The following is a 20611-nucleotide window of genomic DNA, read 5'->3' on the forward strand; positions in this document are numbered from 1 at the left end:
TTTTTTTCCACTTCCAATCTATGTTCTATATATTAATTATCTGTAGTATCATTTGGTAACTACTATTTTCCTACAAATAAAAAATCCCTGCTAACCTTGGTTAACAGAGAATAGGGCCTCTACCTCGCATTGATTGCCTTCATCGTGCGGGCAATGTCGCGGTTTTGTTCGCGGCGTTTGATGGACTCGCGCTTGTCATAGTCGTGTTTTCCTTTGGCAAGGCCAATTAAGACCTTGGCAAAGCCGTCTTTGAGGTAGACCTTGAGGGGCACAAGGGTCATTCCTGTTCCCTTGATCTCCTGCTCAAGGCTTGTAATCTGCTTCTTACGTAGGAGCAATTTGCGCGTTCTGGTCGGATCTTGATTCCAGATATTGCCCTCATCGTAAGGGGCGATGTGGACATTGTTGAGCCAGGCCTCGCCTTTTCGAATCTGGGCAAAGCCGTCTTTGAGATTGATTCGACCTGCTCGGATAGACTTAATTTCCGTCCCAGTCAAGACCAGCCCTGCTTCAATGGTATCCACAATGCTATAGTCATGACGGGCTTTCTTATTTTGTGCGAGGACCTTTCCTTCACCCTTTGCCATCTCTATCTCCTTTTTTTGCGTTTTGGTTTCGCCACTTCCCTATAAAATGGCTTCTTTTTCTTGTCTTTTCCTTTTTTATTGGAAGAATGGAGCGCTCCCTCTTGCTTGCGTCCCTTGCCTTTGCCTCGACCTGTTCTATCGGAACGATCCCGATTGGCATGGCTCTTGCTTTTGCGGACTGCTTTGAGCGGCGGCTCTAGTACATCCAGTTCAGACGGTACATGGGCAAAATCAATCTCACCTGTCAGCTTGTCTGCCCGCGTCAGCTTGATGCGAATGCTTTGACCCACATGAAAGACACGTCCTGATTTTTCCCCCTTGAGAGTCAAGGTTCTTTCATTGTAATGGTAAAATTCAGGCAAGTTTTGAATGTGAATCAAGCCCTCAACCGTATTTGGCAACTCGACAAAGAGACCAAACTTGACGATGCTAGACACCACACCGTCAAATTCTTGCCCCACAAATTCCTGCATGTATTCGGCTTTTTTCATGGCTTCCACTTCGCGCTCGGCATCAATCGCACGGCGTTCCAAGCTCGATGTCTGCTTGGCAATGGCAGGAATGGCAGCTTCAAAATGCGCCACCACTTCTGGCGTAAGATTGCCATATTCCCGCACCATGCGGTGAACCAAGAGGTCAGGATAGCGACGAATCGGACTGGTAAAATGCGTGTAGTAATCCGCACCTAGTCCATAGTGACCATGATTTTGCTCTGAATAACGAGCCTGCTGCATGGAGCGCAGAAGCATCATATTAAGGACATCCGCATAAGGCTCATTGGCTACGCGCGCCATCAAATCCTGCAAGGCCTCGGAGCTAATGGAGCTCGCTGTCCCTCCAATTCCAAGGCCAAAGCTGCTGGCGTAATCGATGAACTTCTGCAATTTATCCGCCTTTGGCTCCTCGTGAATCCGATAGATAAAAGGCAGGTCTAACTTGCTAAAATGCTCCGCAACCGTTTCATTTGCGACCAGCATAAAGGACTCAATCATGCGCTCTGCAATGCCACGCTGGCGCAGTTGAATGTCGACTGGGAGACCGTCCTTATTGACGATAATCTTGGCTTCATGGGTATCAAAATTAAGCGCTCCGCGCTTGAGCCGCATCGTTTCCAAGGTTTTATGGAGTAGAACCATCTTCTCCACACTCGGTACAATTTTTGAAAATTCTTCTAATTTCGCCTTGTCCCCTGCAATCATCCGATTGACATCCGCATAGGTCATGCGATAGGTCGTCTTAATCACCGTCTGTCCCAGCCAGTGCTTGACCACGCGCCCTTTTCGGTCAATCTCCATGATGGCAGACTGGGTCAAGCGGTCAACATGGGGATTGAGGGAACAAATGCCATTTGACAAACGCTCCGGTAACATAGGCACCACACGGTCTGTCACGTAGACCGATGTCCCACGATGGAGGGCTTCTTGATCAAGCGCTGAACCTTCTGTCACATAGTGGGAGACATCTGCGATATGAACCCCGAGCTCTAGATTCCCATTTTTTAGTTGCTTGATATGAACCGCATCGTCCAAGTCCTTGGCATCTGCTCCGTCAATGGTAAAAATAATCTCCTGACGCAAATCCAAGCGTCCTTCATAGTCCTTTTCTGACGGCTGGTCTGGGATTTGATTGGCTTCTGCCAAGACCTCATCTGGAAATTCAGAGAGAATATCCATGGATTCGAGCACTTCCAGAACATCAATCCCAACATCGTCCTTATGTCCGATGACATCACGGATTGTCGCTACAAAATAATCCCGTTTTTTGTTAGGATATTGCTCGATATCGACCTTGACAATCTCTGTCCCGTCTAAAACAAGGGCTGATTTTTTCAGGTAAATCGGCTGGCTAATCTTTTGATTTTTCGACTTGATGTAGCCTGCGTATTCCTTTTTATCCTCATCAAAGATGACCTGACCGACAGCTGTCTTAAGACTATGCTCTAAGATATCGATCACTTCTGCTTCGGCCACCGTCCCCTTGAGGCGGTCAGCAACTTTTTTAATCGCTACTTCAACCCTATCGCCCTCAATGGCATGGTTGACATCGTTACGCCCGATAAAGAGGTCATCTTCTGCCTCATCGACCGTGACAAAGCCAAAGCCATTTTTATTGGCACGGAAAATACCTGTTAAGGTCACGCGATTCTTTTTCTTCTTTTCTGGCAAGGCAATTCTCCCCTGATCGTCAAAACGTAATTGCCGGCGTCCCTCCATACTGGACACCTGCTTGACCAAGGCTGTAAATTCTTTGGCAGACCTTGCTTGAAAATGGTCTGCTAGTTGATCCATGGTCACAGGACCAACTGTTTCAATATAATCAATGATTTCTTTTTTCATGTTTCTCTTTTCGTTATGTTATATGTAATATACATTGATATGTATCAACTGCTCTTTTTGATATTTTTTAGCTAGTAGAATTTTATAGTCTTTCAAACATAGATACTCTCAGCTTGCTATAGTCGTTTCGTTTTGATTTAGTACTAGGCAACGAGTCGCAGACATAACTGGGACTATTGAGGATTATGCTTAATCCTTATTTCCAACCTCCAACAGTCTCCTAGACTGTTGGAGCAAGACGAGTTAACGACGTTATAAATGAAAACGAAACGACTATAGCACATGATAAAAAAGAGACCAAGAACAAAGTCCCAGTCTTTTTACTTACTTGAAATAATTACCAAGGCCAGCGCAATCAACATCCAGCAAAAGACGAGAATAGCGGTCAAACGCTGCATCACAGCCTCGAAGCCCCGCGCCTTTGTCCGTTCAAAGAGGGCTCCTGAACTGGCATCAAATACGTTGCTAGATTGATTTTTAGCTGGTTGCATAAAGATTGCAATCACGATAATAGCAGATAAAATTAAAAGAATGGTTAATAAAGCGTTATACATATTTTTTCTCTTTCTTTTAGAACTCCCCACAGTATACCACAAAATTTACTTGGTTTCAAGATGTAGCGTTACTTTTCTCTCTTTTGGACAATATTTTAACACTTCAATTTTCTGCGGATGCGTTTTGCTGTTCTTACTGGTCAGGTAATTTTTACTGCCACATTCTGAACATTGTAAATTGATTTTAACTCTCACTAAATTTCCCTTACTTTCAAGTAATTTCTAAAGCTAAAGAGAGACCAGACCAGATTGACCATGACAAGGCTACAGGTCACATAAAAGACCCAACGATAACCGAGATAGGTCGCTACTCCTGACCCCAACATAGGTCCCAGTACAGACCCCATATACATAAAGGTTTGGTTAAATGAAAAAATCCGTGAAATGCCCTCTTTAGGCGTTAATTTTGCCAGTAACGAATTGACAGATGGCAAGAGCGCTCCTGTCCCAAAGCCATATAAGAATCGGAAAATCCCCAGTTGTAGGGGAGTGGTAGCATGAGCATTGAGCCAGTTCATCACAAAACTGTAGAAAAGGGCTGCAAGCAAGAGCCGATGGTTGCCAATCCGATCTCCTAATTTTCCCAACTGTGGCGAGCTAAACATGGAGGAAATCCCCAAGGCAGAAATAATCATTCCAGAAACAAACAAGAGATTTTCTGTCTGCCCCAAATGGCGAATATAGAGGGTCAAAATCGGCACTACTGACTGGGCTGCCATTTGAATAATCATGCTAGTGACAAATAGGCTAAGCACAATCTGCTTGTCCTTGATTTGATGAAAAACCTCCTGAAGGCTCATTTCCTGACCCGCCTTAATCGGTGTGAAATCTTCCTTGATATAAAAGAAGGTCACAATCGTTACCAGCAGGAGCAAAATCCCTACAATCAGAAAGACCAGTCGCATGCCAACGACTTCTGCCAAGAAGCCTCCTAGCATCGGTCCAATCAGGGTTCCTGCCACCAGGCCAGTTGACAAGGTCCCAAGGGCATAGCCCGTTTTTTCTTTCGGTACTTGACTGGCAATCAAGGCTGTAGAATTTGGCACGTAGCCTGCAAACACCCCTGTCAGAATCCGCAAGAGAATGAGCCAAAAGACATTGGGCACAAAGGCCAAGCCTCCCATACTGAGAACCATGACTGAACTAGCTCGCACCATCATTGGTTTTCGTCCGTAGCGGTCTGCAAGGCTTCCCCAGATTGGCGACATCAAGGCTGACGCTAAAGCCGTTGTCGATACAGCAAGACCTGCGTAAAATTCTACCTGATTTTTGGGAGTTCCCAATTCCTCGACAAAGACAGAGATAAAGGGCATGACCATCGAAAAGCTAGCCCCTGTTAAAAAATTTCCTACCCAAGCAATTTTTAAATTTTGCTTCCAAACATCCTGACTTAAAATACCATCATCTTCTTTCTATACGCTGTAAAAGCTGGTCAACTTGTACATAAGTTGCAAGCCTTTCTCCACCATTATCAATCTGATAAGGGGTTCGCTTTTTCTTTTCTTCCAGAGGCATTTGCGCAGCTAACCGCTGTTTCGCCGCCTCCTCATCTAGCTGATTGCGCTCCATCAGTCGCTCCAACTGTACATCTGGTGCCAGCATGACGAGCCAGACTTCAGAGACTACATCCTCATATCCGAGCTCAAAGAGCAGAGGAATATCCATAAAGAACACCTCCTGCGTTTTGGCTAGCCGATCGCGTTCCGCAAGCAAGGCCTCGCGGATTATCCTATCTTGCAACTGCGAGAGGCGTACTCGTATTTCAGCTTGCTCAAAGACCAAACGCCCGAGCTGCTCTCGGTTTAGTTCTCCATCTTCTGCTAAAATATTGCTCCCAAATGCTTCTACTAAAACCTGATGGAGCTTCCCACCTTTTTGTTGCAATTGATGGACGATTTGGTCCGCATCAATCACCTGATAGCCACACTTTCGCAAATAGGCTGTCACCGTGGATTTTCCCGAAGCAATTCCACCTGTTATCCCGATTACCTGTGTCATGGCGCCACCTGACATCGAGGACAAACATGTGTCCCCCGACCAGATAGCTGAAATTTCAGAATTTCAGTCTGGCAACGGGGGCAAGGCTGTCCCTGCTTTCCATAGACTTGTAGATAATCCTGCATGGTGCCGTCCATACCGAGCGCATTTTTGTAGGTTCGAATGGTCGAGCCACCCTTTTCAACACCTAATTGCAAGACAGCAATAATGGCTTGGTGCAAGGCCTTGCTTTCTGCTCTTGATAGGCTGTGGCTGCTCCTTGCTGGGTGAATACCTGCTTGAAATAAGGCTTCATCTACGTAGATATTGCCCAGCCCCACGACCAAGGTCTGATCTAAGAGATGCGCCTTAATCGGCTTTTTCGACTTGGCAAGCTGGGCGCAAAAGGCTTCATAGACAAAGTCTTCGGCTGTCGGCTCTGGCCCTAATTTTTTAGAGAGGAAATAATCCTCCACCTGCTCCTTGCCCAGCAATTCCAAAGTGCCAAATTTCCGCACATCTTGATAGACCAAATGGCTCCCATCTGTGAAGGTGAAAAAGGCATGAAAATGCTTATTTTCTGGCACTTGGTCACGGAAATAATGGTACTTACCCTCCATGCGCAAATGCGAAATCAGGACAAAATCGGTCAAGTAGAGCAGGAGATATTTCCCGCGTCGCTTGATTTCACAGATTTCTTGCCCAACCAAGGCCTCATTCAATAGCTTTGCCCCTGTCAGCACCATACGTGGATAGGCAATCTCCACTTTTTGAATTCTTTTTCCGACAACCAGTCTTTCTAGCCCCTGACGGACCGTCTCAACCTCTGGTAATTCTGGCATAAGGCTCCTTTCATATTTCTACGATGTAATGAATACTTCGGCCTACTTCACGAAAGCCAATCTTGCGATGAAATTCCTGACTAGAATTATTTTCTAAGGCACAATCTGAAGCTAGTTGAGAGCATCCCTGCTCTTTAGCCCATCGTTTGGCAAACGTGAGCAATTCTCCTGCGATTCCTTGTTTTCTGGCGTGCGGTAGCACAGCAATTCCCTCCAAGTAGGCAATCGGTAGGCTGGAACAGCCCTCCACGTATTCTTTTCGGATGGAGAGACTGAGCCAAGCAAGGGCTTCGCCTGCCTTCCAGTACAAGAATTCATACGGAAACTGGTGGTTTAGAAATCCTGTCCGCAAACGCTCTGCATCACTAGACCACACCTGCCTCGCAAAGCCTAGCCAAATCTCTACCTCGTCTTCTCGCGCTAAGACAATTCTTCCACTCATTCGCCAAGCCTCCAACGCTCCTAATCTGTACAAAAGTCAACGGGCCGTTGTCCTGCCCGTTTGTTCTGTACGAAAACCATCGTCTCTAAAATCAAAGTCAGGCGAATAAGTCCCCTACCTTTGATTTTTGACGAGTATCGGCCACCTAATACTCCTTCTGATTATAGCCAAAGTCTGCTAAGTCTAACTTCTTATCCCGCCAATTTTTCTTGACCTTGACCCAGGTTTCTAAATAGACTTTATCCCCCAACATCAGCTCGATGTCACGGCGGGCCATGGAGCCAATCTTCTTGAGCATAGCGCCGCCTTTTCCGATGACGATACCTTTTTGGCTGTCACGCTCGACCATAATCGTTGCCCGAATGTGAATCTTATCCGTCTCCTCGTCTCGTTTCATGCTGTCAATGACCACAGCTACCGAATGCGGAATTTCCTCGCGGGTCAAGTGAAGGACTTTCTCCCGAATCATTTCAGAGACCAAGAAGCGCTCTGGGTGGTCTGTAATCTGGTCTGCAGGGAAATATTGGAACCCTTCGTCAAGGCTGTCTTTCAAGATTTCCATGAGACGGTTGACATTATTTCCTTGGGTCGCAGAAATCGGCACAATTTCCTTAAAGTCCATCTGCTGTCTAAAGTCATCAATCTGCTCCAAGAGCTGATCTGGATGCACCTTGTCAATCTTATTGACTACCAAAATCACAGGGACTTTAGCTGCTTTCAAGCGCTCGATAATCATATCATCGCCCTTGCCACGTGGCTCATCTGCTGGCACCATGAACAGAACCGTGTCCACTTCGCGCAAGGTGCTGTAGGCAGATTCCACCATAAAATCCCCCAAGGCTGTCTTGGGCTTATGGATACCGGGCGTATCAATAAAGACAATCTGCTCGGTCTCTGTCGTGTAAATCCCCATGATTTTATTGCGCGTCGTCTGCGCCTTGTCACTCATAATGGCAATTTTTTGTCCCATTACATAGTTGAGAAAGGTTGATTTCCCAACATTCGGCCGTCCTAAAATGGCTACAAAGCCTGATTTAAATGTCATACATACCTCTTAAAAAATTAAATTCCAAATTTTTGGAAGAAAAATCAGTAGCCCCGTCAAGAGAGCAAAACCTGATACAAACAAAACCGCACCTGCTGCCATATCCTTGGCATTTTTGGCCAACATGGAGAAGTGATAACCTGACGCCAAGTCCACCACATTTTCAATAGCAGAATTGACGATTTCAAAGGCGATAACCAGGCTAATACTCAAGAGCAAAAATAGCCACTCGGTCATCGATACTTGAAAAATAAATCCCGCTATCACGACCAAAATCGCAGATACGAGATGTTTGCGCATATTGCGCTCTTCTTTAAAAGCCGTAAAAAGACCTGTCACCGCAAATTCAAGGCTGGCAACCAGATCTCTATTTTTCCATTTTTTTTGTGGATTATTCTCGTGTAAGTCCATAAGCTGTCAGTATCTCTTCTTGTAACCCAAACATTTCTGCTTCTTCTTCAGGCGTATAGTGGTCATAGCCGTTAATATGCAGAAAACCGTGCACAGCTAAAAAGCCCATTTCGCGTTCAAAACTATGGCCATACTCTTTTGCTTGCTCATGTGCCTTGTCAATGGAAATGTACAATTCTCCAATATAGGCATCAAAATCCTCCAACATCTCACTCAACTCGGGGTTATCAAGCAGGTCTTCCTCATCAAAGACAATCTCTGTTTCTGGCTTATACTCTAGGCTCACCACATCTGTCGGACGGTCGATACCGCGGTATTCCAGATTCACCTCATGAACACGCGCATTGTCTACAAAAGTCACGGCCATTTCTTTTTGCTCTTTGCCAATCTTTTGAGCCGCAAACTCCAGCAAGTCTCGGATCTGCGTTTGCATCTCCTGCGTCACCTGCTTGGTTTCATCCACCATTTCAATATACATGTCTCACCACATTCTTTCTTGATTTTATTATATCACAAACTAGGAGGAAAGGAAAAAAAGGGCCCTCCAAGTTAGTTGATTGAGCTAGAAGTGAGCTCCTCAATCACACCAAGCAAGTCGTTCCGCTTTTCCACCACCGCATCGGCTTGATAGGGACTTTGGGGAGCTTTCCGCCTGCGGTGATTGAGCCAAATGGCTTTCCAGCCTGCTCCCTTTGCACCGACAACATCATTTTCAAAGGAATCGCCAACATAGCAGATATCCTCGGGTAAGAGTTGCAATCGCTCTGCCATCATATCAAAAATCGCCTTCGAGGGCTTGGTAACACCCACCTGACCAGAAATGATCGTCATATCTTCTGCAATCCAGTTGGTCATTTCCAAAGACTGCAACTTGCGCAACTGGTGGAGATGGGGACCATTGGTGATAATGCCTAGATGAATCTTGTGCTGGTGGCAATAGTCAAAAATGGCTGGAAATTCTGGACTGAGGATGAGCTGACCTTGGTTTTCTTGATAGGCTTTTTGAATGGTGAGAGCCAAATCATCTGAAACCTCATAGCCAAAATCAGCCAAGGCCCGTTTCATGCGATAGATGTGGCTAGCTTCAAGTGGCATATCGCCTGCCGTTGCCGCTTCAAACACTTCATCCGCATAGAGGCGAAAGGCAATATACAAGGCCTCCATTTGCTCATCTTGAACAGGTAAATGTGCCTGAACCGCTCGCTTAAAGGGCTGCTCCTGATTATACAAGGTATCGTCCAAATCAAAAATCAATGCTTTCATACTTCTATTCTAGCAAAAATCCGAATTTATTGCTGAAATGAGCTTGGTAAGAAGCAAAAAGAAGCTAGCCGAGCTAGCTTCCTAATTTTAATTTTCTCCTACTTCTACCTTATTTGCTGCAATAACAAATGGTGTCCAGATGAGAAAGGCGATAAAGACGTTGAATAAGGAAATGATACCTGCCAAGACATTCCCACCTGTTGCAAGGAAGGCATAAAGACCTGGAGGGGTAATCCATGGAATGGCTACGTAGACTGGTGGAATCAAGCCAAGAGCTGTCGCTGCATAGGCAATACCACAACAGATTGGCGGAACAATCAACCACGGAATCACAAAGAGTGGATTCAAGACCATTGGAATACCAAAGGTTACTGGCTCATTGATATTGAAGATTCCCATTGGTGCAGAGAGCTTCGCAACTGCACGGTATTCTTGGCGTTTTGAGAAGAGGAAGACTGCAATGATAAAGGCAATGGTCACACCTGAACCACCCATTTGCCCGTAAGCATCGAAAGATCCACGAGTCCAGATGTAAGGAAGAGCCTTGCCAGCTTCGTGGGCTGCTGTATTTTCAAGGAGAGCAGGTAGGTAGATACCATCCAAGACAGGTCCCAATACATTGTGTCCATGAAGTCCGAAGAACCAGAACAATTGTACAAGGAAAGAAAGCAAGACAACGCTGAACCAGCCTTGAGATAGACCAAGCAATGGTTTTTGAATGTAGGCTGATACCAAGTCGTTCAAGGATTGACCAGATAATTGTACTGCCATAAAGCCGATAAAGGCTGAAACGTAGATGGCTACAATCCCTGGAATCATGGAAGCAAAGGCCTTGTTAACAGCTGGCGGTACCGTATCTGGCATCTTGATGATGATTTTCTTTTTCATCAAGAAGCAGTAAATTTCTGCTGAAAGTAGACCGATAATCATAGCAGTAAACAAGCCAGTCGCACCTGCATAGGCAACCTTGATGGCACCCCAGTCAGAAGTTTCCAAACCGCTTTCTGAGATGGTCAAACCAAAATCTGCCAAGGCTTTGACAATAGACTTATCAAGACCTGCCACGTCTGTGATAATGGTCACTGTCTGTGGAATGGTCGAGATGAAGGCTGCAAAAGAAACCAAGCCCCCTGCAATCGGATTGAGCTTTTCATGTTGAGCTCGATTGTAACCAAGGGCAAAGACGAAGGCTAGCGCCATAATGGCAATCGTTCCAAAGTAAACACAACCATTTAAGGTGATGAGGGGCTGCATGCTTTCTGCAAAGCCGGTATTGCCCATGCTGTTTGGAATGTCACGCACCAAGACATTGATTAAGACTGCAATCGCCCCTGCCATGGTCAGCGGAAACATGGCAAGAAAAGCATCCCGAATGGCAACTAGGTGCTTCTGCGAGCCCAGTTTGCCTGAAATTTTCATAAATGTGTCCATTTAATGAACCTCCTTTTTTGTTGCAAATTCTGCAAATTTTTTAATTTGAAGAAGCATACGCTTCTCTAAACTCCGTTTCATAAGAGGAAGCAATAATTTATAGTTGAGCTTGTTCCAGCGCCCTTCTGGCAGATAATCTTCGGTGTAGACAATTTCTACCTGATTATCTCCCACCTCTTCCAAGCGGTAGGTCAAAAACTGCACACCGCGGTTTGATTGAATCGCAACGGCGTAGCACTCCTTTTCCACCAACTGCTGCAAGGTCACTTTGACGGACTGCTCCTCTTTTTTTCCGAAACGCTTGACGTAACTCAAGCCCTCTCTTATCTCAGACAGCGGAAGGGACTTGCCTGTTGCTCTTTGATAGTCCTCCTGAAACAATTCTAGGTATAAGGCATAAAAGGCTTCAAGTTGACCTGTTACTGTCAGACGAGCTTCCATCTACTGTCCTCCGATTTCCTCTATCCTGCGGTATAAATCAATCGTTTCCTTGGCCATATCCAAGAAGGTAATGGCATTCATCAAGTGGTCTTGACCATGGACCATTAAAAGGGAAACTTCGATTGACTGTCCGGCTGCTTCTTCTGCTAATAAGGCCGTTTGTGATTTATGGGCAATGTTCAGAGCATGGTTGGCTTTTTCAAGGAAACTTGCTGCTGCATCAAAATCCCCTTTTTTAGCTGCACGAATGGCTTCGACCGCATTGCCCTTAGCATCGCCCCCGTGCATAATCAGCCCCATAATCGCTTCAAGATTTGCTGGTTCTCCCATAGGCTACTCTCCTAGTAATTTCAAGGCAAAGTCCAAGACGTTGGCCCCATTCATAGTGCCGTAATCCATCATATTGATGTCGCCAACCTTGATGTTTGGCTCGTAATTTTCCTTGTACTCGTCCAACATAAATTTGACCTGAGGTCCGACTAGCAAGACATCAATTGTTTTATTAGCTACCTCATCTGCAACTTCAGAAATCGGAACAGCCCAAATACTTGCTTCTACGCCTTTGTCGCTTGCTGCTTTGAGCATTTTGGTTACTAACATACTAGTAGACATACCAGCATTACATACTAACATGATATTTTTCATTGTTTTCCTCCTTCCCTATAGTAAAGGGATAAATAGTTCTTTGAATTGTTCAACGGTTGGGTTTTTCTGCAAGGTTTCTTGCAAATCAGGGGCATGTACAAAGGATGCGAGGACCGGTGTGACCAGCTTCATCCGCTCATTTTTCCCTGTTGAGGGAGATAGCAGAAAGACAAACCGCACCTGGTCATGTTCCTTATCCCAGTAAATCGGATAACGGCAAACAGCTATCACTACCTGTTCTTTTTGGGTCAGCGCCTTTGGCGGATGCGGAAAGGCGAGGACTTCCTCATAGACAACGGAGCTAAGATTTTCCCGAATCGCAATCTGCTTGCGGAAATCCTGTCGAAAGTGTGGGTCTCCCCCTTCTTCCAGGCAGTGAATCATCTGGGATAAGACCGTCTCCTTGTCCACCTGCTGATCAAGATACAAGAATTGCGCTTCCTGAAATAATTGGGCTACATCTCCTAGCGGACCAGCCTTCTTTTCTAGGCTCCTTTTGGTCACAGCTGGCTCTTCCCTCGTCCAGACCCTCTTGGTCATGTGGCTACGAATACGGGTAATGTCTTGCTGCTGCAACAAAACGCTGACCTTGACCACTGGAACGAGAAAGACCACACTACTCAAGTCCACCGAGGAGATGATAAAATCAATGCCTGTCAAGTCTTGCTCGGTCAAATCGAGATAACTCGCAACTTCTACAATGTCTAATTCTGCTGGAAATTCATTTTCCAGTCGATGCTTCAACATCCTAGCACTTCCGTAGCCACTTGCACAAACGACTAGGACACGGTAGCGGACCTGTCCGCTCATTTTCTCCAAAGACGCCAAGACATGCAAACTAATATAGGCATATTCATCATCTGTGATGGCTTGACCTTGTAATTCAGGCATAGAAGAGAACACTTCCTTGACTGTCGCAAGAACCTCGGGATACTGGGCTGCAATCTCTTCTGTCAAGGGATTGACTAGCTGAATGTCATTGTGAATCCGATGCAGGAAGGGAATAAAATGCACCTTCAATGAATCGAGCAGATGTACATCCAGCTCTAAGGGAGTAGCTAGCTGCTGACCCAGTCTTTCCAAGCGCTCTCGTAGGTGTCTTGTCACGCTATCTGCTGTTTGATTGCTACCTGTTTCTTCTTTTCCTCCATGCAAGTGAATGGAGATATAAGCTGCTTCTTTCTCCGGAAATTCGATGGAAAAGCGTTCTGCTAAGCGTCCTAAAATCCTTGTTGCCACTTGGTATTCTGGACTCTTTCTATCCTCTTGATGGGAAACCAGCTGGACTGGATTGCCCAGACGAATCCTACTCATCATTAAAGCTAAGTGAACCACTAGATTATGCAAGACAAAGTCAGGCAATTGCAACTGACCGTTTCGGCATTCATCGATGACAATCATGATAATATCCGAAAAATGACTTTCTTCAAGAACATCGTGCTGGAGTAGAGAAAAAACAGAATTTTGGAAGCTATCCATAAAGAAATAATCTTTGATAAAGTGGCGGATAGCAGGCTCGCTTCCTACGACCTGAATGCCTTTTCTGCTAATCTGAATCTCGAGTCCATAGGGGCGAACCAAGTCCTTAATTTCCGTCAACAGCTGCGAGACACTGGTCTTACTCAGGTACAATTCCTGCGACAAGTCCAAAATCGTGGGACAGCCCGCCTCCAAAAAGAGTTTGTGAATAATGTAGTGACGCCTGTCTGTCGCTTCCTCCAGTTGGCTTACGTCCTTGACCAACTTATCCGACTGCTGCCATTCCTGCCAGTAGAGCTGAAACTGCTCCTCATCTCGAAAGGACAACTGGTAGCCATAGCCTGATTTGGAAATCAGCTCTGCCCCTCTTTTGGCAATTTTATCCTCGATGATTTGCAGATATTTTCGGACGGTGCGGTCGCTCATTCCAATGGCTGCTGCTATCTTTTGACTGGAAATATAGGTTCCCTCATGCCTTAGCAAGACCTGCACAATCGCTGCCTCTTTTTTCGTTAGCATTTCTCACCTCCGATCCTTTTGTAAGCCTTTTCTTACTTTCTATTGTACCAAATATTCATCAAGCCTTCACACTCCTTTTTTCCGCAATACTGATGAAATTTATAGTGAATTGAATAAAGGTTAGGACATCGTTCAGTCGCTTTGATGAACGCCAGTTCTACCTGCAGCTCCTTGCCTTGTCCTAGACAGAGAAAAAGCCAGGCCCTTGGCCTAGCTTTTCGATCATTTATCACATCGCTGTTTCTTTCAAGGTGAAGTCCTGCCAGGGTTGCAGATAATCCAACATCAGCAAGCTCCACGGTGTAAGTCGGGCGACAATATTGGCTTTCTCGCTGACGGTAAAGGTTTTGAGGGCAATCTGCAACTCCCCCTTGTAGCGCAGGTAGGCATCGTTATCTATCACAATCGTCCCTCTTGTAACCTCCTTGGACTGCGTGCGTGGCGGAATACTGGCCTCCTGATAGCGCACACGAGGCTCGGTCGAGCGAATGACAAAGTCAGACACATCTCCCCGATACCGATGCGGAAAATCAAGGACAGCCTGTTCTACAGCGGTCAACTCTACCAAAGGCTCGTAGGTGAGCCCAATACTGTCTTGCTCCAAAACCTTGACAAGACCTGCCAATTCGCTTTCTGCGATGAATTGATTGGAAATCAGGACTGTATCAAACAGGCCTGTTGCTTTCATCACTTCCGCCTGCACCGTCAAGGGAGCATGCCGAATTTCTTCCAAAGTGGGAAGCCCCTCTGTCACAGGCCATGGTCCTTCTTGCGCCGTATTGGAACTTAGAAAGACAGCCGTTTCAATCCCTCTTTCGTGGTAAAAGCGTGACATGTCTAAGAAGTGCTGGCGCGAAAGCCCTGTAAATTCATGGGGATAAAAATTGTGGCAGGCAATGATATTCTCCACATCTGCCTCTGCTTCTAATAATTCTGTCAGCAAGTGCTTATCCGTACTCATATTGAGTTCGATTTTGAGACCAGCCGTATTCTGCGTCAAGAGTACCATCTCATCTAGTGGCAACGCCTCATCCAGGCGAACACCTGCTAAACCAAATTCCCGGCATTTTTCCACCAAACAATCGTGCCAGCCATTGGCCGCTAAAAAGGCCGGACTGACATCTGCAATCACTCGAATGCCCTTGCGATTAGCATAGGCAATAATGTCCTGATAGAACGAGCTATAGTCGTCCATACCATCTGTGAGCTGCAAGAGGCTCATAAAAAGCCGCTTAGCTCCATACTTGGCAAGTAAATCGATATAAGCCAAGGACTGCTTGATGTCGTATTTCTCAGGATAGAGCGAAAATCCAAGTGCTAGCATAGCGCCTCCTATCTCTCAAAACCGTTGTTTTGACTCAGTTCTTTAAACCAATGACCTGACTTTTTGATCGTCCGCTCTTGGGTATCTAGATCCAGTTCAATTAGACCATAGCGATTCTTATAGGCATTGAGCCAAGACCAACAATCGATAAAGGTCCACAGCATATATCCCTTACAGTTAGCCCCAGCTTCTATCGCCTTGTGGAGCTCCACCAAATGGTCGGCGATAAAGTCAATGCGGTAGTCATCTTGAATCACGCCCTTCTCGCGGAATTTGTCCTCACCTTCCACTCCCATACCATTTTCCGTCACCAGCCATTCAATATTGCCATAATGCTCCTTGAGGTTCATGCCAATATCGTAAATGCCTTTTTCATAGATTTCCCAGCCACGGTGCGGATTAATTTTCTTGCCAGGCATATCGTAAGGCTCGTAGTAATAATGCGGTGTCAAAGGCTCGTCTTCACTTGGCTGACTGCTTCTAGCTTGCACGCGCAGAGGTTGATAGTAGTTCACCCCTAGAAAATCAACCGTGTTTTCCTTGATGATGGTCAATTCTTCTTGCGTTGCTAACGGTAGGATATCATGTTTCTTTAAGATGTCCACCAATTCAGGCGGGTAAACACCTAGAACAGATGGATCTAGGAAACTCTTGGTTTGGAACAATTCAGCAATCCGTGCGGCATCTTGGTCTTCTTTGCTGTCACTGCGTGGATAGGCTGGAGTCAAATTCAAGACAATGCAAATCCGATGGTCTGGATGCGTTTCATGACAGGCCTTGACAGCTAATGAGCTTGCCAACTGCGTATGATAGGCCACCAAGGCGGCCGCCTTGGCATCGATTACACCAGGTAGATGAAAATCTCCTAAATACCCACATTCGACAGGAACAATCGGCTCATTAAAGGTTATCCAAGTATCCACGATGTCGCCAAACAGGTCAAAACAGGTCCTTGCATAGCGCTCATAGGCATAGACTGTCTCCTTGTTTTCCCAGCCGCCACGCTCCTGAAGAGCGTATGGTAAATCAAAATGATAGAGATTGACAATCAGCTTGATTCCCTCATCCACAATGCTCTTAAAGACCTGACGGTAGAAGGCAACTGCCTGCTCATTGACCGCGCCTGTCCCGTCTGCAATCAAACGTGACCACTGAATGGAAGTCCGAAAAACCGTATGCCCTGTTTCTTTCAGAAGCTGGATATCCTCTCGGAAATGCTGATAGAAGGTAGAGGTGTTTTCAGGACCTACCTGATCAAAAAAGCGTTCTGGCTCCCTTTCATACCAAGCGTCCCAGTTGCTTTTAGTCTTACCGTCTCCTGCTACAATCCCCTCACTCTGCGGGCCAGAAGTCGAACTCCCCCACAAAAATCCTTCTGGAAAACGATATAGTGTTTTTTCTGACATAGTTTCTCCTTTGCACCTGTTTTTAACTCTAGTATAATCCTTCCAGCCTCCCCTGTAAATGCTTTCAAAAAAGATATTTTTCCACATTCTTAAGGAAAATAGATAAAAAGGAGCAAAACAGCCGTCGTGATTTCAATGAAATCGACTGTTATCACTCCTTTGTTTATCCGTTTGAAACTACATTTTGTATCCTAGTTTCTCAGCTCAACTATCAACAGGCAATGCCCTCTACCCCACTTTTTGCTGAATAGCGTGCATGTGAGCGTAGATTCCTCCGAGAGCTAAAAGCTCCTCATGGTTACCTCGCTCGGCAATCTGCCCTTTATCAAGTACCAAAATCTGGTCTGCATTTTGAATCGTAGAAAGCCGATGGGCAATGATAAAGGTTGTCCGTCCCTCCTTCACCACTTCCATGGCATGCTGGATGATTTCTTCGGTCTCTGTATCAATGTGCGAGGTCGCTTCATCCAAAATCAAAATCTTAGGATCCGAGTAGAGGGTACGAGCAAAAGCAATCAGCTGCCGCTCGCCACTTGAAAAGGCTGCTCCCTTTTCGACAACAGGCTCGTCAATCCCCTTTTCAAGCCGTCCTAGCAAGTCCTTGGCCCCAACCTTTTCCAGAGATTCCAAAATCTTCTGACGATCCATCTCCTCGTCATTCATGCTGACATTGCTCCCAATGGTCCCCGTAAAGAGATAGGGGTCTTGAAGGACAATCCCCATGTGACTGCGGACACTTTCACGCGCATAGTCTCTGATATTTTGCCCATCAATAAAGACACCACCTTCTTGCGGATCATAAAAGCGATAGAGGAGGTTCATGATGGAGGTCTTGCCCGATCCAGTATGACCGACAAGCGCAATGGTCTCGCCTTTTTCTACCTCAAAGGAAATATCCTGCAAAATGGGCTTGCCTTCTTCATAGGCAAACTGGACATGGTCAAAGACCACACGACCTGCTGTCACGGCCAATTCTGCCTCACCATCTTCTTCTACAGGCTCTTCCAACAAGGCCAACAAGCGTTTCCCTGTCTCCAAGGAACGCAGCATATTAGGAAATTGCTGGACTAGACGCCCCATCGCATCAAACACATCTGCGGTATAGTTGATATAGACAAAGAGAATCCCCGCTGTCAACTGCCACTGACCTGCTAGGAAACGCTGACCTGCAATGGTTAGGACTAGGGTAATCACCAAGTATTTGATGAGCTCTGTCATGTTCCAAGTCGCAATAGACTGCGCCCAGATAATCCGATTTTCGGCTGCCCTCATCTTGTTGGCAGTCTGTTCAAAATCCTGCATTACAGTCTCTTCCTGACCATAGAGCTGAATCAGGCTTGCCCCATTCATGGTTTCATTGACCTTGGTATTGATGTCACTTCTCGCATCATAAAACTCTTTCATGGGCTGGTCAGTCAAGCGTTTGTAAAAGACCTGCAACCCATAAAATGCTGGCAATAAGGCTAGCAGAACCAGTCCGAGGGTCACATTCATATAGAAAATGATGCCGTAGGTAAAGAGCAAGCGTACCAAGTTATTAAAGATATAGACCAAGGTCGCATAAAATTGATTGCGTAGGGTCTCGGTATCATTGACAATCCGCGTTGCGATTTTCCCTGCTGGCTTGTCATCAAAATAAGAAATCGGCAGTCGCTGCATCTGATCGTAGGCACGATTGCGCAAGATTTCCGCAATCCGATTGGCACAGTGCATCAAGATGCGCGTTGACAGATAAAAGAAGAGGCTACCTACAATGTTTAAGCCCATATAGGCTGCTAATTGCCAGAGAAAAGCTGCTTGATCAAAGGCCAAGCCCTTGCTCAAATCCGTTATCGGTCCATCAATGATTCGTTGCAAGAGAATCGGTGAAAGGCGTACCAGAGTTGACGCACCAAGATAGATGAGCACTCCAAAGCCAAACAAGCCCTTGACATGACGAATTTCTTTTAATAGGGTGATGATGATTCTCATGCTTCTCCTCCTTCCTGACGTTGCTGCCGTTGGTATTGCTCATAATACCAGCCTTCGTTTGCTAAGAGCTGGGCGGGTGTTCCTTCTTCGACGATGCGTCCGTCCTCTAGCACCAAGACCCAATCCGCATGATGCACCGCAGACAGGCGATGGGTCACGATGATATTGGTCTTGCCCATTCGCTCCCGCTGGATATTTTCAATAATCTGCCGCTCTGTTCGCGCATCAACAGCTGACAAGGAATCATCCAAGATGAGCAGGTCTGGATTTCTCAAAAAGGCTCGCGCAATCGAAATCCGCTGTTTTTGTCCGCCTGAAATCGACACACCTCGCTCCCCAATCATGGTCTCCATGCCTTCTGACATCCGCTCCAAGTCCTTGGTAAAGTCTGCTGTTTCAATGGCTTGAACAATCTCCTCTAGCTGACTGCCGACCTTGCCAAGCGCAATATTTTCCCGAACGGATTTTGAAAAGAGCACATGCTCCTGCGGTACATACCCTATCTTCTTCTCAATGGAATCCCGCTTGAAATCAAGCACCGATTGGCCATTGATTGTAAAGCCTCCTGTCCCGACAGGGTATTGACGTAAGAACTGACGCACCAAGGTCGTTTTTCCCGAACCTGTCTTTCCGACAATCCCGACTGTCTGACCTGCCTTCAAAGTCCAGGAAATGCCTGTCAGACTATTGCGCTCTGCCTGCGGATAGGAAAAATCGTAGTTTTCAAAGACAATCTCATCTAAGCCTGCCAACCACTCGTTGCCATCTTCTTCCATGTCATCACCCGTGTCCACCAACTCCTGCAATTTCGCAAAAGAGGTCTTGCCTGTCTGATAGACCAAGATAAAGTCCGACAGCATCCAAAAAGGCTCTAAGAGTGACACCGTGTAGAGTTGCAGGGCAATCACCTGACCGAGCGATACCTGTCCCCGCTCTAAAAAGATCGCTCCCATCCCTAAAATTGCTATGGTCGCAAGTCCTAGTAAAATGGTCGCTAGGGGATTGTACAAAGATTGCAACGCCATGATATTGTCGCCACCACGCGCAAGCGTGCGCGTGCGTTCTTGGAACTTACGCTCCTGTCGTTCTTTCTTGCTGTAGGCCCTTGTCACTCGAATTCCTTCGACCACTTCTAGGACCTCATCATTGAGGCCAGCTACCGCTTCACGGTTGACTTCAACAGCCTTGTCCTGCTTTTGACCGACAAAGTAAATGGCTGCAACCAAGACCGTCATCGGAATCAAGGCCACAAGGCTAATCTCCCAAGAGATGAAAAACATGGTCGGAATGATAAAGGCAATCATCCCACCAGCATAGACGACAATCATGAGCCCATAGCCCACCATGTCCATCAAGCCTTCCACATCCGTTGAAAAGCGGGTCATTACATCGCCCGAGCGAAATTTTTCATAAAACGGCGTCCGCATGACTACCAATTTCCGAAAAGAACGCTGCTGCATATCAAATTTAAACTGAACCGATGACTGGAACAACTTCAAATGCCAAATGTAGGCCATCACATAGGTCAAAATGGTCACTCCGAGCAACAGCAGCATATCCTGCATCAAGCCCGCTCTCGTCAAGCTCCCCTGACCAATCTTGTCCACCAAGCCCTGAATAATCTTGGTCGGTATCAACAAACACACATCATAAACAATCAACGTAATCGCAACTAGTAAATACAGCCACTTGTGCTGCTTTACATAGCGAAAAATCAATCCTATCATTTTCTCCTCCTTAAAATCCCACAGTCTTTCTGTTTTGATTTTGTATGAATCAAGACGCATGAACGACGTAGCAAATCAAAACGAAAAGACTCGAAAGCATACAAAAAACCCGAGATAGAATAGCTCCATCTCGAGTCCCTCAAGTCCACAAAAAGACACTAAGACTGATACTTAGAAAGGAGGCTATTCTGAAAAACACAACTGTTCATTC

21 protein-coding genes are annotated in these 20611 nt (G+C 46.0%); all 21 read right to left on the reverse strand.

Features of this window, described 5'->3' with window-relative positions; all coding sequences use genetic code 11:
- Positions 1-119: 119 nt before the first annotated feature.
- The 21 genes from smpB to BU202_RS03470 all read right to left on the reverse strand — a co-directional run bounded on the left by smpB (position 120) and on the right by BU202_RS03470 (position 20400).
- Positions 120-587 (reverse strand): SsrA-binding protein SmpB, encoded by a 468-nt coding sequence (gene smpB, locus BU202_RS03370; RefSeq protein WP_075104402.1) that lies wholly within the window; start codon positions 585-587, stop codon positions 120-122.
- 2 nt (positions 588-589) lie between these two features.
- Positions 590-2923 (reverse strand): ribonuclease R, encoded by a 2334-nt coding sequence (rnr, locus tag BU202_RS03375; RefSeq protein ID WP_089503433.1) that lies wholly within the window; start codon positions 2921-2923, stop codon positions 590-592.
- A 320-nt stretch (positions 2924-3243) separates the two neighbouring features.
- Positions 3244-3477, reverse strand: a complete 234-nt coding sequence (secG, locus tag BU202_RS03380) for a preprotein translocase subunit SecG (protein WP_075104403.1) — start codon at positions 3475-3477, stop codon at positions 3244-3246.
- 45 nt (positions 3478-3522) lie between these two features.
- On the reverse strand, positions 3523-3672 hold the full coding sequence (gene rpmG, locus BU202_RS03385) for a 50S ribosomal protein L33 (RefSeq protein WP_075099873.1): 150 nt from the start codon (positions 3670-3672) through the stop codon (positions 3523-3525).
- On the reverse strand, positions 3672-4874 hold the full coding sequence (locus tag BU202_RS03390; RefSeq protein ID WP_279626013.1) for a multidrug efflux MFS transporter: 1203 nt from the start codon (positions 4872-4874) through the stop codon (positions 3672-3674). The genes rpmG and BU202_RS03390 overlap by 1 nt, the downstream gene beginning before the upstream one ends.
- Before the next feature lie 4 nt (positions 4875-4878).
- On the reverse strand, positions 4879-5475 hold the full coding sequence (gene coaE / locus BU202_RS03395; RefSeq protein WP_075104405.1) for a dephospho-CoA kinase: 597 nt from the start codon (positions 5473-5475) through the stop codon (positions 4879-4881).
- On the reverse strand, positions 5472-6296 hold the full coding sequence (mutM, locus tag BU202_RS03400; RefSeq protein WP_075104406.1) for a DNA-formamidopyrimidine glycosylase: 825 nt from the start codon (positions 6294-6296) through the stop codon (positions 5472-5474). The genes coaE and mutM overlap by 4 nt, the downstream gene beginning before the upstream one ends.
- Before the next feature lie 10 nt (positions 6297-6306).
- Positions 6307-6738 carry a GNAT family N-acetyltransferase gene (locus BU202_RS03405; protein ID WP_075104407.1) on the reverse strand — a complete coding sequence of 144 codons (432 nt, stop codon included), beginning with the start codon at positions 6736-6738 and terminating at the stop codon, positions 6307-6309.
- 145 nt (positions 6739-6883) lie between these two features.
- A complete protein-coding gene (gene era, locus BU202_RS03410; protein ID WP_244149013.1) occupies positions 6884-7783 on the reverse strand; it encodes a GTPase Era in 900 nt (299 codons plus the stop codon).
- Between the two features lie 9 nt (positions 7784-7792).
- Complete coding sequence (locus BU202_RS10650) at positions 7793-8194, reverse strand: diacylglycerol kinase family protein (RefSeq protein WP_244149014.1); 402 nt, start codon at positions 8192-8194, stop codon at positions 7793-7795.
- Positions 8175-8672, reverse strand: coding sequence for an rRNA maturation RNase YbeY (gene ybeY / locus BU202_RS03415; RefSeq protein WP_075104408.1), 498 nt, complete (start codon positions 8670-8672; stop codon positions 8175-8177). The genes BU202_RS10650 and ybeY overlap by 20 nt, the downstream gene beginning before the upstream one ends.
- Positions 8673-8743: 71 nt before the next feature.
- Positions 8744-9457: an HAD family hydrolase gene (locus tag BU202_RS03420; RefSeq protein ID WP_075104409.1), complete on the reverse strand. Its 714-nt coding sequence runs from the start codon at positions 9455-9457 to the stop codon at positions 8744-8746.
- Between the two features lie 87 nt (positions 9458-9544).
- Positions 9545-10888 carry a PTS sugar transporter subunit IIC gene (locus tag BU202_RS03425; RefSeq protein ID WP_075104410.1) on the reverse strand — a complete coding sequence of 448 codons (1344 nt, stop codon included), beginning with the start codon at positions 10886-10888 and terminating at the stop codon, positions 9545-9547.
- On the reverse strand, positions 10889-11329 hold the full coding sequence (locus BU202_RS03430; RefSeq protein WP_075104411.1) for a DUF3284 domain-containing protein: 441 nt from the start codon (positions 11327-11329) through the stop codon (positions 10889-10891).
- Positions 11330-11659, reverse strand: coding sequence for a PTS lactose/cellobiose transporter subunit IIA (locus tag BU202_RS03435; protein ID WP_075104412.1), 330 nt, complete (start codon positions 11657-11659; stop codon positions 11330-11332).
- A 3-nt stretch (positions 11660-11662) separates the two neighbouring features.
- Entirely contained in the window at positions 11663-11974 is a 312-nt protein-coding gene (locus tag BU202_RS03440; protein ID WP_075104413.1) for a PTS sugar transporter subunit IIB, read from the reverse strand.
- Between the two features lie 15 nt (positions 11975-11989).
- Positions 11990-13972: a BglG family transcription antiterminator gene (locus BU202_RS03445; protein ID WP_075104414.1), complete on the reverse strand. Its 1983-nt coding sequence runs from the start codon at positions 13970-13972 to the stop codon at positions 11990-11992.
- Positions 13973-14201: 229 nt separating this feature from the next.
- Entirely contained in the window at positions 14202-15296 is a 1095-nt protein-coding gene (locus BU202_RS03455; protein WP_075104416.1) for a DUF871 domain-containing protein, read from the reverse strand.
- Positions 15297-15304: 8 nt separating this feature from the next.
- Entirely contained in the window at positions 15305-16702 is a 1398-nt protein-coding gene (locus BU202_RS03460; protein WP_075104417.1) for a glycoside hydrolase family 1 protein, read from the reverse strand.
- Positions 16703-16930: 228 nt separating this feature from the next.
- Positions 16931-18673 (reverse strand): ABC transporter ATP-binding protein, encoded by a 1743-nt coding sequence (locus BU202_RS03465; protein WP_075104418.1) that lies wholly within the window; start codon positions 18671-18673, stop codon positions 16931-16933.
- Complete coding sequence (locus tag BU202_RS03470) at positions 18670-20400, reverse strand: ABC transporter ATP-binding protein (RefSeq protein WP_075104419.1); 1731 nt, start codon at positions 20398-20400, stop codon at positions 18670-18672. Before BU202_RS03470 ends, BU202_RS03465 begins: the two co-directional genes overlap by 4 nt.
- Positions 20401-20611 lie beyond the last annotated feature (211 nt).

The sequence above is a fragment of the Streptococcus cuniculi genome (assembly GCF_001921845.1).
Taxonomy (GTDB): domain Bacteria; phylum Bacillota; class Bacilli; order Lactobacillales; family Streptococcaceae; genus Streptococcus; species Streptococcus cuniculi.

Bases quoted from the DNA above. Each gene is read 5' to 3' on its own strand.
- smpB (WP_075104402.1), bottom strand. From the start codon at position 587: ATGGCAAAGGGTGAAGGAAAGGTCCTCGCACAAAATAAGAAAGCCCGT.
- rnr (WP_089503433.1), bottom strand. From the start codon at position 2,923: ATGAAAAAAGAAATCATTGATTATATTGAAACAGTTGGTCCTGTGACC.
- secG (WP_075104403.1), bottom strand. From the start codon at position 3,477: ATGTATAACGCTTTATTAACCATTCTTTTAATTTTATCTGCTATTATC.
- coaE (WP_075104405.1), bottom strand. From the start codon at position 5,475: ATGACACAGGTAATCGGGATAACAGGTGGAATTGCTTCGGGAAAATCC.
- mutM (WP_075104406.1), bottom strand. From the start codon at position 6,296: ATGCCAGAATTACCAGAGGTTGAGACGGTCCGTCAGGGGCTAGAAAGA.
- BU202_RS03405 (WP_075104407.1), bottom strand. From the start codon at position 6,738: ATGAGTGGAAGAATTGTCTTAGCGCGAGAAGACGAGGTAGAGATTTGG.
- era (WP_244149013.1), bottom strand. From the start codon at position 7,783: ATGACATTTAAATCAGGCTTTGTAGCCATTTTAGGACGGCCGAATGTT.
- BU202_RS10650 (WP_244149014.1), bottom strand. From the start codon at position 8,194: ATGGACTTACACGAGAATAATCCACAAAAAAAATGGAAAAATAGAGAT.
- ybeY (WP_075104408.1), bottom strand. From the start codon at position 8,672: ATGTATATTGAAATGGTGGATGAAACCAAGCAGGTGACGCAGGAGATG.
- BU202_RS03420 (WP_075104409.1), bottom strand. From the start codon at position 9,457: ATGAAAGCATTGATTTTTGATTTGGACGATACCTTGTATAATCAGGAG.
- BU202_RS03425 (WP_075104410.1), bottom strand. From the start codon at position 10,888: ATGGACACATTTATGAAAATTTCAGGCAAACTGGGCTCGCAGAAGCAC.
- BU202_RS03430 (WP_075104411.1), bottom strand. From the start codon at position 11,329: ATGGAAGCTCGTCTGACAGTAACAGGTCAACTTGAAGCCTTTTATGCC.
- BU202_RS03435 (WP_075104412.1), bottom strand. From the start codon at position 11,659: ATGGGAGAACCAGCAAATCTTGAAGCGATTATGGGGCTGATTATGCAC.
- BU202_RS03440 (WP_075104413.1), bottom strand. From the start codon at position 11,974: ATGAAAAATATCATGTTAGTATGTAATGCTGGTATGTCTACTAGTATG.
- BU202_RS03445 (WP_075104414.1), bottom strand. From the start codon at position 13,972: ATGCTAACGAAAAAAGAGGCAGCGATTGTGCAGGTCTTGCTAAGGCAT.
- BU202_RS03455 (WP_075104416.1), bottom strand. From the start codon at position 15,296: ATGCTAGCACTTGGATTTTCGCTCTATCCTGAGAAATACGACATCAAG.
- BU202_RS03460 (WP_075104417.1), bottom strand. From the start codon at position 16,702: ATGTCAGAAAAAACACTATATCGTTTTCCAGAAGGATTTTTGTGGGGG.
- BU202_RS03465 (WP_075104418.1), bottom strand. From the start codon at position 18,673: ATGAGAATCATCATCACCCTATTAAAAGAAATTCGTCATGTCAAGGGC.
- BU202_RS03470 (WP_075104419.1), bottom strand. From the start codon at position 20,400: ATGATAGGATTGATTTTTCGCTATGTAAAGCAGCACAAGTGGCTGTAT.